Annotated in this window: 13 protein-coding genes; 3 read left to right on the top strand and 10 right to left on the bottom strand. The window is 58.7% G+C overall.

The annotated features are described in order from the left end of the window. Positions 1-37 precede the first annotated feature (37 nt). Positions 38-1,018, top strand: a complete 981-nt coding sequence (locus AC13RM_RS03190; protein ID WP_488554555.1) for a SphA family protein — start codon at positions 38-40, stop codon at positions 1,016-1,018. Between the two features lie 209 nt (positions 1,019-1,227). Here the strand turns inward: AC13RM_RS03190 and AC13RM_RS03185 are convergent, their stop codons facing one another. The 10 genes from AC13RM_RS03185 to AC13RM_RS03140 form a co-directional block, all read right to left on the bottom strand. Then, a complete protein-coding gene (locus tag AC13RM_RS03185; RefSeq protein WP_113233094.1) occupies positions 1,228-2,241 on the bottom strand; it encodes an HAD family hydrolase in 1,014 nt (337 codons plus the stop codon). A gap of 11 nt (positions 2,242-2,252) precedes the next feature. Next, positions 2,253-3,218 carry a formylglycine-generating enzyme family protein gene (locus tag AC13RM_RS03180; protein WP_113233093.1) on the bottom strand — a complete coding sequence of 322 codons (966 nt, stop codon included), beginning with the start codon at positions 3,216-3,218 and terminating at the stop codon, positions 2,253-2,255. A gap of 119 nt (positions 3,219-3,337) precedes the next feature. Beyond that, positions 3,338-4,591 carry a BatD family protein gene (locus tag AC13RM_RS03175; protein WP_488554661.1) on the bottom strand — a complete coding sequence of 418 codons (1,254 nt, stop codon included), beginning with the start codon at positions 4,589-4,591 and terminating at the stop codon, positions 3,338-3,340. Positions 4,592-4,635: 44 nt separating this feature from the next. Next, positions 4,636-6,183 carry a vWA domain-containing protein gene (locus AC13RM_RS03170; protein WP_488554554.1) on the bottom strand — a complete coding sequence of 516 codons (1,548 nt, stop codon included), beginning with the start codon at positions 6,181-6,183 and terminating at the stop codon, positions 4,636-4,638. After that, the gene (locus AC13RM_RS03165; RefSeq protein WP_488554553.1) at positions 6,180-7,169 is read right to left on the bottom strand and encodes a vWA domain-containing protein; all 990 of its coding nucleotides are present in this window, start codon (positions 7,167-7,169) and stop codon (positions 6,180-6,182) included. The genes AC13RM_RS03170 and AC13RM_RS03165 overlap by 4 nt, the downstream gene beginning before the upstream one ends. Next, on the bottom strand, positions 7,156-7,680 hold the full coding sequence (locus tag AC13RM_RS03160) for a DUF4381 domain-containing protein (protein WP_488554552.1): 525 nt from the start codon (positions 7,678-7,680) through the stop codon (positions 7,156-7,158). The genes AC13RM_RS03165 and AC13RM_RS03160 overlap by 14 nt, the downstream gene beginning before the upstream one ends. Next, entirely contained in the window at positions 7,680-8,639 is a 960-nt protein-coding gene (locus AC13RM_RS03155; RefSeq protein WP_488554551.1) for a DUF58 domain-containing protein, read from the bottom strand. Before AC13RM_RS03155 ends, AC13RM_RS03160 begins: the two co-directional genes overlap by 1 nt. Further along, the gene (locus tag AC13RM_RS03150; protein WP_488554550.1) at positions 8,636-9,613 is read right to left on the bottom strand and encodes an AAA family ATPase; all 978 of its coding nucleotides are present in this window, start codon (positions 9,611-9,613) and stop codon (positions 8,636-8,638) included. Before AC13RM_RS03150 ends, AC13RM_RS03155 begins: the two co-directional genes overlap by 4 nt. A gap of 68 nt (positions 9,614-9,681) precedes the next feature. Next, positions 9,682-11,325 (bottom strand): arylsulfatase, encoded by a 1,644-nt coding sequence (locus AC13RM_RS03145; RefSeq protein WP_488554549.1) that lies wholly within the window; start codon positions 11,323-11,325, stop codon positions 9,682-9,684. A 189-nt stretch (positions 11,326-11,514) separates the two neighbouring features. Continuing rightward, the gene (locus AC13RM_RS03140; RefSeq protein ID WP_488554660.1) at positions 11,515-12,726 is read right to left on the bottom strand and encodes an alpha/beta hydrolase; all 1,212 of its coding nucleotides are present in this window, start codon (positions 12,724-12,726) and stop codon (positions 11,515-11,517) included. Between the two features lie 345 nt (positions 12,727-13,071). On the opposite strand from AC13RM_RS03140, the gene AC13RM_RS03135 reads away from it, so the two are divergent. Then, complete coding sequence (locus AC13RM_RS03135) at positions 13,072-13,377, top strand: DUF3302 domain-containing protein (protein WP_374817790.1); 306 nt, start codon at positions 13,072-13,074, stop codon at positions 13,375-13,377. After that, positions 13,374-14,513 (top strand): HlyD family secretion protein, encoded by a 1,140-nt coding sequence (locus tag AC13RM_RS03130; RefSeq protein ID WP_488554548.1) that lies wholly within the window; start codon positions 13,374-13,376, stop codon positions 14,511-14,513. Before AC13RM_RS03135 ends, AC13RM_RS03130 begins: the two co-directional genes overlap by 4 nt. Positions 14,514-14,595 lie beyond the last annotated feature (82 nt).

Here is a 14,595-nt window from a genome sequence, read left to right as displayed (position 1 = left end):
ATCGTAGGGATTGGTAGATGTGTTCGAGGGGAAACGCATGAAGTCGCATCATATGGCCCGTCTGCTGGCTGCGAGCATTTCCTTATTGCTATCGGGTGCCGCAACCCACGCAGCGGAAAATGGGACTGGCTTCTATCTGCTCGGATCCAAAGGCCCCGCCGCGGGGATCACGCCGCCGCCGGGCGTCTATTTTCAGAATGACATCTACATCTACTCAGGCGATCTGGGCGGGGGCAAATCCTTGCCGGTGGGCGGCAAGGTTGCCGTCGGTGTCAAGGGTAACGCGGTCTTCGAGCTGCCGACCATTTTATGGATACTTCCGGAAGATGTCGCGGGAGGGCGATTTGGTTTGTCGGCTACGCTGCCGGTCGGCTGGATGAAGACATCGGCGGACGTGACCTTGACTGGTCCTCGTGGGCGCACCCTCGACGGCAACGTGACCGACACGGTTTTCACGGTCGGCGATCCCGTGGTCAGCGGCCTGCTGGGTTGGGAAGCCGGCAACTTCCATTGGCAGACTGGTGTTATGGTCAACGTGCCGATCGGCGACTATCAAAATGGCGAAATCTCCAACGTTGCGTTTCACCATTGGGGCGCGGACGTGTCAGGTTCCTTGACCTGGCTCGATCCTTCGATCGGCCTCGACCTATCTGGAACGGTCGGGATGACCTTTAATGCTGAAAATCCCGCGACGAATTATCGGACCGGAAACGAGTTTCATTTTGAATGGGCCGCGGTCCAGCATTTCAACGAGCAATTCGACGCCGGCTTGGTTGGTTACTACTATCAGCAAGTGACCGGCGATAGCGGAGAAGGCGCCACTCTCGGTAGCTTCAAGGGGCGTTCGCTGGCAATTGGCGCGACGGTCGGCTGGAATTTCAAGGTGGGCGAACTGCCGGTGTCCACCCGCCTAAAATACTTCCATGAGTTTGATACGAAAAACCGCGCCGGGGGTGACGCTGTCTATGTCACCTTCTCCGTACCGTTATCCATTACCAAGCCGGTGGCCGCACAATAGGCGATCTCAAATCCGTGGACGCTGATCCTTGATCAGCTGAAGCGCAGGATAGTGACGAAATTGGCGCCTGATCAGCATGGCTTGAATTCCCAACTCAAAGGCAGGCGGCCCTGGTAAGGTCGCGAAATGGCTTCCTGGCACAGCGATAAATGTCGTTGCGTCAAGGAAGCCATGCGTGCCGCAGGTCGGTGAAATCGGCGATCTTAAAGTCATTGCTCGAAGGTAAAGACCTTCTTCCAGTCCTTCTTCATGTCGACCACAAGCCAATTGCGGCGTTCCGCTTCATCGAGAGCCCTGTCGAGCTTGCCGAAGGCTGATTGCCGGTCATAGGCATATTCCCGGTCAGCATCGGTATGGTGGATGAGCATGGCAAAACCCGGCCCCTTCGCCGCGGTCACCCAGCGCATCATCTCATAGTCGCCGTCGGAATTGCCGGCCACGAAGATCGGCTTGCGGCCGATGAACTTGTTGATCCCGGAGGGCTTGCCTCGGCCATCATCCACGAAATCGATCTTGGGCAGGCGTTTGAGCACCGGCACATCGCCGACGATCGCATATTCGGTGGCAATGGTGCTGCCGACGACCTGCTCGGGCGGAATGCCGTACAGGCGTTCCGTTACCGGCCGCATGAATTCGACGCCGCCGCCAGACACGATATAGGTCTTGAAACCATTGGCGCGTAAATAGTCCAGAAGTTCGCGCATCGGCAGATAGCTCATGTCCGTATAAGGCTTGCCGGTCTTCGGATGGGTCGCTTTGACAAACCAGTCCGTGACTATCTTGCTGAATTGATCGGTCGTCATGCCGGCATGGGTTGCCGTGGCCAGTTCGACGATCCCCATCTCCCCGCCTTTGGCCAAACCTTTCAGGTCGCCATTCAGAATGCTTTTGAACGGTTCCTTCGTCTTCCATTCCGGATGTTGTGGCGCGAGCGTCTTCACGCGATCGAGCATGAAGCCGAACTGCACATAATATGGCTGCTCGGTCCAGAGTGTTCCATCATTGTCGAAGACAGCGATCCGATACTCTGGCGCAACATAGCCTTCACCGCCTTGCGTGACGGTCGCCTTGACGAAATCGATGATGCGCGACTTGGCCGCCGTGTCGTTCCATGATGCCAATGGCTCCTGCGCCAGAGCGGGGAGCACGCCAATCAGGAGCAAGGCCAGCCCTGCGATCAAGGAGGCGAGAGCCGCCTCGACCTTATCATGAGCTCTGTTCATCGCAGTTCTCCTTACGCTTTAATTCGTCTCACGCATCGAAAGCCCACATGGCTCGTGGAGGTGTCCTCCGGCTCGGCATGCCGGGCGGCGGGGCGGTAGCGGCGGCAATAGTTCGGGGCGCACAAATGCGAGCCGCCCTTCAATACGCGGCGCGCAATTTTGATGTTCGGTTGTCGAGGGTCGTAGCTGGCCTCGACGGCTCCGCCCCTTGGATTGCTCGGAATGCAGCAGGAATGCGCCGCAGGTTCCGGATGGCGGGTGCTCCAATAGTCTGCCGTCCATTCCCAGACATTGCCGATCATGTCATAGAGACCGTAGCCGTTGGCCGGGAAGGACCGTACTGGCGTGGTGCGTTCCTGACCCTTGGGCTTGGTCGAATGGGTTGGAAAGGTTCCCTGCCAGATATTGGCCATGGATTTGCCTTCCGGCCGCAACTCCTCGCCCCAGGCAAATTCCATGTCGGACAATCCGCCGCGGGCGGCCAGCTCCCATTCGGCTTCCGTCGGCAGCTCCAGTCCTGCCCAATCGGCATAGGCTTTCGCATCCGTCCAGGCGACATGGACAACAGGGTGATCGAGTTTGCCCCGAAGATCGCTCATACCGCCAAGCGGGCGGCGCCAGTTGGCTCCGAACTTGAATGTCCACCATTGCTTGAGATCTGGGCCCACCACGGTCTTCGGGGATGAGAAGACGAGCGAACCCGCCCTTAGCATGGACGGAAGCGCGCCTGGATAGTCCCTTGGGTCAGGGGCTTTTTCCGCCATCGTCACATAGCCGGTTTCCTGGACGAATTGCATGAAGCGCCGATTTGTGACCGGTGTCTCGTCGATCCAGAAGCCGTCCACCTTGACCAGATGCGCCGGTGCTTCCTCGGGATAATGATCGTTTGATCCCATCCTGTAGGTTTGTCCCGGTATCCATATCATGCCGGCAGGGGCCGTCCCTTCCTGTTCCGCGCAGTCGAACGCCAGTGACATCGTCGCCTCCGGTTGATGAGAGGCCATGTTTGCTCAGCCCAATGTCTGCGCGTAAGTACGCAACAGTAAATCGCGGCAACGTTTACGTAAGCCCGCCGTAGAGGCGCTCCATTGTGGCGCTAGCGGGGCTTTGAGATCGGATTGAGTGCCGGAAGGTGCCGGCCCGATGTTCGCGCAAAACCTCGTGCCTGTCCTCTTGCGACAAGCGCTGCAATGCGTTTCCGATCGACATCGTTCAGGCCCCCGCCAAAGAGCTTGGCCTCAAGCGCCTGTATATGGCCGAGCAGTTCCGGCTGACGGGCGCTAGCCCATGCATGCAGCGTATGATAGCCCTCCGACCTGCTCCATTGCTGAAGTGCGGCATAGACATTGCAGAGTTCGGCCGAGTCAATAGTCCTCTTCAATTGTCGGAGCCGGTAGCGGCGCGACTGCGATAGGCGCGTGAGGGCATTTCTGGCGGTCCTGGCTATTTTTTTCGGAAGCTCACGTGCGCGCCAAACGAGACCAATCAATAACAGGGTGCCAAGAATCCGAATGGCGACGGCGCGCCGTTCTTCAAAGCTCTCATGCGTTTCACGATCGGGAAAAGCCGGCGTGATTCCAGCAACAGCAGGCGCCTTCGAGACAATGATTGTCCGCGCCGGTAGCGCGGCGACGGCTGGCTCGTGGGCGTCGAGGTCAAACCAGGGATAATCGATCTTTGGAAGCGCGAAGCTCCCGGCCGCTGTTAAGGTATAGGCGATGGTTTCTGTTCGGCGGCTCACCGTACCCCTGCCCTGAGCGACATTATCGGTAAGCGCTGGTTGCCTTACATATTGGCGAAGCCCGTCGACCAAACCGAAGTCGACAGGCGGCATTAGCAACGACTGGGTATCGGCGGCAGTAATCGAGATTGTCCGCACAAGCGTATCCCCGGTCTGCAACCGAGCGGGATCGCGGTCGAACGTCTCAGTGATCTCAAGGTCACGGGCCGCAAACTCGGCGGGCGTACTTCCGTCCGCACCATTCGTGCCGGCTGCAACATCAAAGGAAACTGGCTGCGTTGCTGCCACCGCTTCGACCGGTGCGCTATCTCCAAAATAACCGAATTCTATTCGTATTGGCGGGACATCGAAGGTCCCGGGAGACTGCGGAACGATCACATAGGTATGGGCGATCATGGAATATTGCGTGCCGTCGATCGATTGCACCGCGGTGCGTGCTCGCTCCTCCGGAAGGGTGACCATGGCATCCGGCAGGTCGAACAGGGGAAATTGGGGCGGCGAGGTGAAATAATTCGGTGCAAGGACCTCGACGGTCAGATGTACCTGCTGACCCGCTACAATAGGCCTTGCATCTTCGATGCGCGCGCGAGCAAATGGTTCGGCGGCCATAGCAGCGGTCGGCACCAACAGCAATAGGCAAAGCCACCATCTCATCATGGCGCTCCCCGATCCTCGAGGGCAAACTTTCGCGCCATCAGATCGGCCGGGCTTACGGCGATGTTCCTGATCCACATCTCCGAAGTCTGCTCGGCCATGTTGATCACACCTGCCTTGCCGCGCTTGCCCTTGTCGTCGAACTGAATGCTGTCGGGTTTTTCGTTCGGTTCCTGTGCCTCCTCGTCGTCCTCTTGCTGCTTCTTTTTCAAGAGCTCGGCAACAGCCAGATTTGCCTCAGCCTCCGGCCATGGCTTTCGCTTCTCCAGAGCCTTGTTATAGGCCGCAATTGCCTCATCGAATTCGCCCGTATGAACCAGGCAATTACCCCGATTGTACTGGGCATCCGCTGTGTCTGACATCGCAAAGGCTTTCGATGCCTGTTGATAGCGGCCGGCCCGATAGAGGGCGACGCCTCTCCAGTTCGGATCCCTGAACAGGCTTGCCGCCCGCTCGAACTGTCCGCGCTCAAAGGCCAGGCGCCCCTGTTGATCAGAAGTTAGCCACATGTCCGCAAGACCGGCAGCCTGTGCGTCGATCGGTGCGATCAGACGCATAGCTAATACCAGAGCCGCCATTTTCACGACCCAGCCGCGGCGAAACGAGAGCGCAAATGCAAGCACCGCCGGCACCACAAGCCACCAGCCGAAATCGCGCCAGCGGTCACCGTTCACAGTATTCTGGCGTATGAAATTCGCTTGTATGTTCAGTGCGATCCAACGCACGTCCGCGTCATCATCGGTCGTGGTCGCGACCTTTGCGCCCATCCTGCCGGTGATGTCCCGCAGTGCGCCGAGGTCGAGGCCGGAATGCAGCGCTTCTGCGGTATCGGGTGAAGAGGCATCGCTGTCTGCTGGCTTCACGGCGGCTCCGGATGCTGTCCCAAATCCCAGTACCAGCAGATTGCTATCGAGCTGATTGGCGGCTGCTTCCGCGGCCTCCTCGATCCCGTCCGTCAATAGCAGGATGGTGCCCGGCGTGCCCTCCGCCTTCATCAAACTGTCGGCTAGATGGAGGGCAGCGGACGTATCTTTGCCGGGCTTGGGCATAATGCGCGTCGCAAGCGCATCCGTATAGGTCTCGATCAATTCATTGTCGTCGGTCAGTGGAACGACAAGATGCGCTGTCCCCGCGTAGGCGACCACGCCGCTGCGGGCGCCCTGCCGTGTCGCGAGAATATCGTGGATTTTCAGTTTCGCCCGCTCGATCCGGCTTGGGCTTATATCGATGGCGTCCATGGTCGGCGAAAGGTCGACGGCAATGACCAGAGCCGCAGTATCGGCCAGGAAGGGTGGCGCCTCATGCTGCCAGGTCGGACCGGCCACACCGAGGATTGACAGACCAAGTACAATCGCAAGCAACCAGGCGGGTCTCAGATTGCCGCGTTGATCGGGTTCGACTAGCAAGCTGTCGAGAAGATGGGGCGCAATCAGGCCGCTCCAGCGCCGCCTGATATCCAATGTTTGCGACGATAGCCAAATGACCGCGGGGGGCAGGATCAGCGCCATCAGCCACCACGGCCTTAGAAAATGGAGGTCGGAGATCATGTCGCCACCCTCCGCCTGGTGAAACCAATAAGCCCTGTGAGCAGGTACCATCCTGACAGGAGGGAAAACGCCATGGCGAGCGGCCACTGAAACAGTTCGACACGTGGCCGCCAGGACAGCCGCTTCTGGTCTTGCGGCGTGATGGCATCGAGCACGTTGTAGATCGTGCTAAGCGACGGCTGATCGCTGCCGAAAAAGTAGCGCCCCCCGGTCTTTGCCGCGATCTGTTGCAAGGTCGCAATGTCGAGCTTCTCCTCGCCGGTCGCCTTCGGATCGCCGATGCCGATCGTGTGGACGACAATGCCCTTTGCCTTGGCGATCTCCGCCGCCTTCAACGGTGGCATTTTGCTTGCCGTGTCATTGCCATCCGTCAACAGGATCAGGACTTTCTCAGGCACGCGCACCTTTTCGAACATGCGAATGGCAAGCCCGAGTGAATCACCAAGGGAGGTCCGCGGGCCTGCGATCCCGGGAAGCAGGCTCGCGACCAGCGTCCGCACGAGGGAATGGTCCATAGTAAAGGGTGCCAGCGGGTAGGGGGCATCACCGAAGGCGATCAATCCGATCCGGTCACTGCCGCGCTTTTCTATGAAATCGGATACGGTCCGTCTGACAGCATCGACACGTGCTTCAGGCTTGCCGTCGGCGCCCGGAAAATCCCGCGTATCCATCGATTGTGACAGATCGAGAGCAAGAAGGATGTCACGCTGAGGTTCCAGCTTCTCGAGGGGCGGTTCGACGAATTGCGGTCTTGCAAGCGCAAGGATGAGCAGACCCCACGCAATCGTTTCGACGATGACCTGCGATCGTGATCGTCTCGGTGCGACCGATCCACGGGCGGGAGTGACGCCGGCAGCTTTCGCCACTTCCTCAAAGAATGGCAGCCTGACGGATGGCGAGGCGGCGTGATGCGGAGGAAAAAGCCAGTGCACGATGAGCGGCAGAGGCAGAAGGAGAAGCAGCCAGGGCAGATCAAGCTGATACATGATGCCGCTCGATCCAATATCTGGCATCCTGTACCAGTTGTGTGAGCTCCGAAGAGGGCAAACCCTGAAAGGGCGCCTGATCATGATATTCGAGATCGTCGAACAGCCGCTTGAGGGCAGCGCTTTCGCCATTATCCGCGCTTGATGCCAGGAAGGCATTCCAATCGGCGCCTGTCAGGGACGCAACCTGTTCGCGCCTCCAGCCGGCAAGCGCCGTACGCTTGACGAGCTCGGCCAGATCGTCAATGCCTCGCCGGCGCGTTGCCGGGGACTGCATAATTTCTGCAATCACTCTTAGCCGTTCCAGCGCTTCGCGCCGATAGGCATTGCGCTGGTAGCGTCTAAAGGCGCGAAAACCATAGGCAACGAGAAGGAGAAGGATGCAGACGAGAACGACGGCCCAGCCCCAGGTTTGCGGCACCCAGGAAACCGGCTGCGGCATGGAAATGTCATGCAGCGACCGCAAGGCGACGCTTGCCATCTGGTCTGGATTGGCAGTTGCCTCCGCCATCATCGTCTCCGTTGCCGCCAATTGGCCTGTTCGAGCAGACGGCGCAGCTGCGGCGCCGTTTCTTCTGCTGCCGAAACGGGTAGCATCGGCAGACCGAGTTCCCGTTGCCAGGCGCGCAGCTCCCTGCCGCGCCGGCGGGCAAACGCATCGATCGCACTGCGCACGGAACTCTGGCCAAGCGCAAGCTGGGCCTGCAGTTCGCCGCCACTGACGACGATCTCGCCGCGTTTCGGCAACTCCAACAGAAACGGATCGTAGACCAGCAGACAGATAATATCGTTGCGGCTGGAAAGCCTGACGAGCAGATCGCGTGTGCGGTCGCCGTGGCCGTCAAAGTCGCTGACGATGATCAGCAGATGATCATGGTGGACGACGCTCGAAAGCCGAGTGAGAACGTCGTCGAGGCTCGATCGCGAGGGCTCGTCCGGCGAGGAGGCGCAAAGCCTGATATTCTGCTCGGCGATCGCGTCCGCAAGCGCAATGACCGCATTGCGGCTGCGATGCGGCTTGACCTCGCTGACTGCGCTATTGTTGAAGACGAGGCCCCCGACACGGTCACCCGAGCCAAGAACACGCCAGGCACAGAGAATGGCTGCTTCCGCAGCCGTGACTGATTTCATCGATCGACGGCTTCCGAAGAACATGTTGATGCGCTGATCGACCACTATGGTCGCCGGTCGTTCCTTTTCCTCGCCATAGACCCTGACGACGGGACTTCCGGTGCGTGCCGTCACCCGCCAGTCGATCGAGCGAATATCATCGCCGGGCAGATATTCACGCAGCTCCTCGAAGATCAGACCGCGCCCACGAAGACTGGATTGCATGCGGCCCGAGAGCTGTTGATGGCTCTTGGCACGCTGCACGAACCTCAAATCACGGGCCTGGCTCTCGAGGGCGACGAGACTGGCGGTCGTGACGTGGACCCTGTCGTCGTCAAGGGCTCTTTTAACGGGCCTCATGAGACCGCCACCAGATCCGTGATGCGGTCGATCACCTGATCGGCCCCCGTGCTCGAGGCGTGGGCCTCATAGGAGAGGATCAGGCGATGGCGAAACACGTCGTTGACGATGGCCTTGACATCGTCCGGGGTCACATAATTGCGGCCCTGGAGCCAGGCGCGTGACCGCGCGACCTTGTCGAGGCCGATGATGCCACGGGGGCTTACGCCGACCTGCAGCAGCTTTGCCAGGTCCTTGTCGTAGCGGTCCGGATAGCGTGTCGCAAAGACCAGTGCGACCATGTATTTTTCGACCGGATCGGAGACGGTGACCATGCCGATCTCCTTGCGGGCATCGAAGATTGCATTGGGATCGAGGCGTTCCGTCGTGACGGCCGCGTTGTCGCTGTGAGCGGCATTTTCCTCATCGCGGTTCAGGCGCATGATCGCGGCTTCCGAAGCCTCGTCAGGATAGCCGACCTCGACATGCATCAGAAAGCGGTCCAGCTGCGCTTCCGGAAGTGGATAGGTGCCTTCCTGTTCGATCGGATTTTGTGTCGCCATGACCATGAAGAGATCGGGTAGCCTGTAGCTCTTGCCGCCAACCGTGACCTGACGTTCTTCCATGGCCTCCAGAAGCGCAGACTGAACCTTCGCAGGCGCGCGGTTGATCTCGTCGGCGAGGATCAGATTGGCAAAGATAGGCCCCTGCTGAAACTTGAATTCGCCTTTGCCGCCCTCGGAAAAATAAATCTCCGAACCGGTGATATCGGCGGGCAGCAGGTCCGGGGTGAACTGCACGCGCGAAAGCTCGGAATTGAGGTTCTTTGCCAGGCTTTTGATTGCACGGGTCTTAGCAAGACCCGGCAGGCCCTCGACGAGAAGATGACCATTGGCAAGCAGGCCGAGCAATAGGCGTTCCACCATGGCTTCCTGCCCGATGATGGACTGGCCGATGCGCTTGCCGAGCGCAAGGATATCGTCACGTGCCGCCATAAAACTGACTTTTCGTGTTGGAAGGAAAAAAGCGGGGCGCACATTGGCGCGCCCCGCACAATCGGTTCTCACTTTTCGATGCCGCGATCCTTGAAGGATTGATCGATGGCCTTGTCGATCTGAGCGCGGACGCCTTCCAGATTAAAGCTCGCTCCCCGCTGGCTCGGCGGATACTTGATGAAGGTTTCCAGGAAAGCGGCAGCCTTCAGCTGAGCTTTCACGAGAAGGAAGTCACTGCGCACGAGCCAATCATTGTACTGGTCGGAGACGACGTCGGCGCGTTCGTAGGGATCCATCCTGAGGTTGAATAGCTTCGGAACTCGCCAGGTCGTGAGAGGCGTCTGCCAAACTGCAAACCCTCCGGGAGCGGGCTGTTCATGGAAGACAACCTTCCACTCGTCGAAGCGCGTCGCGACGAGATTGCCGTCGTCATCGAAGTAGAAGAACTCGCTGCGGGCACTCTTGTCGGATTTGCCTGTGAGATAGTCGAGCTGATTGTAGCCATCAAGATGGTTCTTGAAGGTCGTACTGCTGCCATCGGGCTTCCAGCCGTTCAACAGCCGGTCCTTGACGTCGGCATCGCCTGCCGCGGCAAGAAGGGTTGGGAACCAATCCAGGCCGGAAAACATCTGGTTCGAAACCTGGTCTGGTTTGATATGACCCGGCCAGCGAACCATGGCAGGCACCCGGAAGGCACCTTCCCAGTTGGTGTCCTTTTCGCTTCGGAAAGGTGTCGTTGCCGCATCCGGCCAGGACCATTGGTTAGGACCGTTGTCGGTCGTATAGACCACAATTGTGTTGTCGGTGATCTTCAGATCATCAAGTGTCTTTAGAAGCTTTCCGACGTCACCGTCATGCTCGACCATGCCGTCGGCATACTCATTGTAAGTCATGCCGCTTTGACCACGCATCGATGCGCGAACATGGGTGAAAGCGTGCATGCGAGTGGTGTTCATCCAGGTAAAGAAGGGTTTACCCTGCTCAACCTGTTTCTTTATGAAATCGATCGCGGCGCCCGTCGTCTCGTCGTCGATTGTTTCCATTCGTTTCTTCGTGAGAGGACCGGTATCTTCGATCTTGCCATCGGCCGAGGCCTTCACGACACCGCGGGGTGAATAGGCTTTCAGGAACTCCTTGTCATCCTTCGGCCATGTCGGCTGTTCCGGTTCTTCCTCGGCATTGAGATGATAGAGGTTGCCATAGAATTCATCGAAGCCATGATTGGTCGGCAGATATTCATCCTTGTCGCCAAGATGGTTCTTGCCGAACTGGCCGGTTGCGTAGCCAAGCGGCTTCAGTGCCTGAGCGATGGTGATGTCGGAAGCCTGGAGGCCGACCGGCGCACCTGGTGCCCCGACCTTGCACAGACCCGTTCTGAGGCATGCCTGTCCGGTTATGAAGGTGGATCGACCGGCCGTGCATGAGTTCTCGGCATAGTAGTCGGTGAAAAGCATGCCCTCGTGGGCGATGCGATCTATGTTCGGCGTGCGATAGCCCATTAGCCCCATGGAATAGGCGCTGATATTCGTCTGGCCAATGTCATCGCCGAAGATCACAAGAATGTTCGGTCTGGCGGAGGCGGCCGAATTGGCCGACGCCGTGGTGCCAGCGGGCGCCGTCTGCGCATGGGCCGACGTCAGGAACGTCGTCGACGTCAAGGTCATCGCGACGGCGACCGTCGCGGAAAAGAGCTTTTTGGAAACGGAGGTCATTGTGACCCCCTGGCAATCCGGTCGTTGAACATTACGGTCTCCCTGTCGTCGGGCGGACGGATGCCGCCACATCTGGATCGTCGTCAGTCGACGCAAGGAGAGACTTCTTCTTTATGTACGGGCACGGAAGTACGTAACGGTAAATCGGCGCGTTGCCGGTTGTAAATGTCGCCGTAAAATACGACGAGCTTATTGCGTCAGCGGCTTGGAGTCCGGGTCTTCGGTCAAGGTTGCGCCAACGTCGGTTTGCGAACGGCTCTTTCTCGGCTGCTCAACAACGGTGAGTGGCGCCGAAATCGTCGTAGCGGCAACCGTTCCGACCGTTCTTGCCGTGCCGCCAATAACGGCAGCAACGCCCTCTCCGAGGGGAACGTTGGAATCCGTCAGTGTCTGGCCCGTCATCAGTCTTTGGCCGATAAGTTGAACGATCTGCGGGCTTTCGGCGAATTTGCCATGATTCATGCTGTCACCGCTCTTCACCTTCGTCAGGTCGATCGCCGTGATCCCGGCCTTTTCCAGTCGTGAGCGATAAGGTTCTTCCGCCGGGTTAATGGCACCCAGTCGCTGGACACGTCCGGTAATCAAGCTGGAAGCGGCAAGGGCGCGGTCGTCCTGAGAGACGAAGATCGTAAATTTGGGCCGGGGCTTTCCCATTTCGACGAATTGTTTGGCAAAGACCTGAATGTCGATATCGGGGGAAGCCAAGATCACATCGCGAATTTTGCGGTCGACGTGACCATCGCGAATACCCATCTGACGCAGGGACTCCATGGCAAGCCACGTCCCCATCGAATGAGCAAGGATGGTGATGTCCTTGACGCTCGGATCTTGCGCCAGGATCCGTAGCGCCTGCTCAAGTGCCGTGCGGGAATAGTTGGTGCTCTCCTTGTCATATTCGTAGGCAAACAGGCTCGCGCGCGAAGGCCAGGTGAACAGGATCGGTGTCGCCTTCATGCGAGAATCGTGAACGATCTGCGCCAACCGGAAGACCGAGTCCTCGTATTTGTTGTTGAAGCCATGGATAAAGACCAGGGCGTGACCATCCTCGACATGCTGCTTGAACCATGCCCTGCCTTCCAAGACCGTGTCGATCTGTTTGACACGCGTGACGGCGAAGTCCGTGCTTGGATTGGGTGGCAGGCGCTTTGGCCATTGGACCGTGCCGGGATCCCGCTTCGCTGGAATGGAGACGGCGATCTCCGTCAAATAGGGCTTTGGGCTGCGTTCGCCATTGAATAGTGTTGCCGGGTTGCCCGAGGGTTGTCGGGTCGTTGCCACCAGCATGTCGACCTGCGACGTCTTCAAGGTGGCAGGACCAAGCGCAACGGGCGTCATCACGCCAGCGGGATGGCCGCAGCCCGAAAGCAGAAGCGATGCGGCGATGGTGAGGCGCCGACACATCCGTACCATGCGAATGACCTTGTTTGGGGCCAGGTGTCGATACATGGGCGCTCCATTGTTGAATTGCCGGCACCATCAGCAATCACGCGCGCGCGTGTAAGTACGCAACTGTAAACGGCAGTCAATTTACGCGGAGCCCTTCCGATTTACGGTTGCGTACTTACACGCCTGGAGAAGTTCTGCTCGACTTCCATCCGGCAATGGAGGCTTCTTCCCTCGTGACCGTTATTTTCTCGACGGCGATGTGCTTGCAATGCCGCTATGGGCTGGAGCGCAAGGCGCGGCTACCCGATTAACGGTGGCGTTGCAAAGGAAGAGTGGGGAGCCAAGGCGGAGCGAGCAAAGATGATTCTGGATTATATCGCACTTGCAATCCTCATCTTCGTCATCTTGGTGCTCGTCTATGGTTTGATCGCGATCCACGATATTCCCTATGAGATCGCAAAGGCGAGAAATCACCCTCATCAGGATGCGATCATGGCAGCTGGATGGGTCAGCCTCTTCACGCTGCATGCAATCTGGCCTTTCCTGTGGATCTGGGCGATGGCCTATCGGCCTGATCTTGGCTGGGGCACTGATCATACGCAATTGCAGGCACGCGTCGCCGACCTGGAAAAGCAGCTCATGGCACGGAGGCCGCCCGTCGAATGACCACGCTGCTCTGCCTCATCTATATTGCTATCTGCGTCGTGCTGTTTCGGTTTCTGCGCGTTCCCTTGACAAAGTGGACTGTTACGACGGCGGTTGTTGCCGGTTTTTTCCTCGTCGGTGGGATAGTGGTGCTCATGAGCTACAATCATCCCTTCTCGGCCGACGGGCGTATCTACTTTTACGCAACGCCGATCAGCCCCACTGTCAACGGGCAGGTCATCGACGTGCCGGTTACGGCCAATACGCCGGTTAAGAAAGGGGACGTGCTCTTTCGTCTCGATCCCCGTCCATTCGAATATGCCGTCAAGCGCAAGAAAGCGGCTTTGGCAGCGGCAGAACAGGCTGTCGCCGAGCAGCAGGCGGCTTTAAAGGCGGCAAAGGCTGCAGCCGACGCGGCGGCTGCCAGCCGCGATAGGGCCAAGGACGATTATGAGCGCCACGCGGCCGCCAACCGAAATCCCACACGATCCCCGTTTTCCACCGAGCAGGTCGAGGATTTGCGCAACGCCTACATTGCCGCGGAGGCGTCGCTTGCCACCGCACAGGCCCAGGCCGAACAGGCCGAACTGGTCGCCAACAACAAGGTGGATGGTGTCGACACCAATGTCGCCCAACTCGAGGCCGAACTTGCCAGAGCAGAATTCGAGCTGGAGCAGAGCGTCTACAGGGCACCGACGGACGGTTACGCCACGCAAGTCTTCCTTCATCCTGGGCTGATGGCTGTCTCATTGCCCTTAAAGCCGGTTATGACGTTCATCCATACGGACCGCAGGATATTTGCCGCGTCCTTTGATCAGGTTGCGCTGCAGCGGGTGAATGTTGGCGATGAAGCGGAAATTTCCTTTGCCGGCATCCCCGGCCGCGTCTTCAAAGGGAAGGTCGAAAATGTCTTGCAATATATGGCCGAAGGGCAGCTTGAGCCCTCCGGAACGCTGCTTTCGCCAAGCCCTCCCTTCGGCGAGGGTCGGGTGATGCTGATTGTCGACATTGTCGAGGATGTCTCACGCTTCAATCTGCCCGGCGGGGCTACCGCAGAGGTTGCAGTCTATAGCGACCACTGGATCGAGTTTGCAATCATCCGCAGGATCCTATTGAGGATCAGGGCTTGGGAGAACTACCTCGTTTTCGAGCGTTAGGAGGGGCTGGAACGCTTGCAGAAGACTTTTGGAGCGGATTCCGTCTAGCTGCCGCTTGTCTTTTGCGGAAAAAGGAAGACAA

The sequence above is a fragment of the Martinezella sp. CNPSo 3732 genome, from assembly GCF_057784515.1.
The sequence above is the reverse complement of the archived record's forward strand: the minus strand, read 5'-3'. Positions and strand labels throughout refer to the sequence as shown.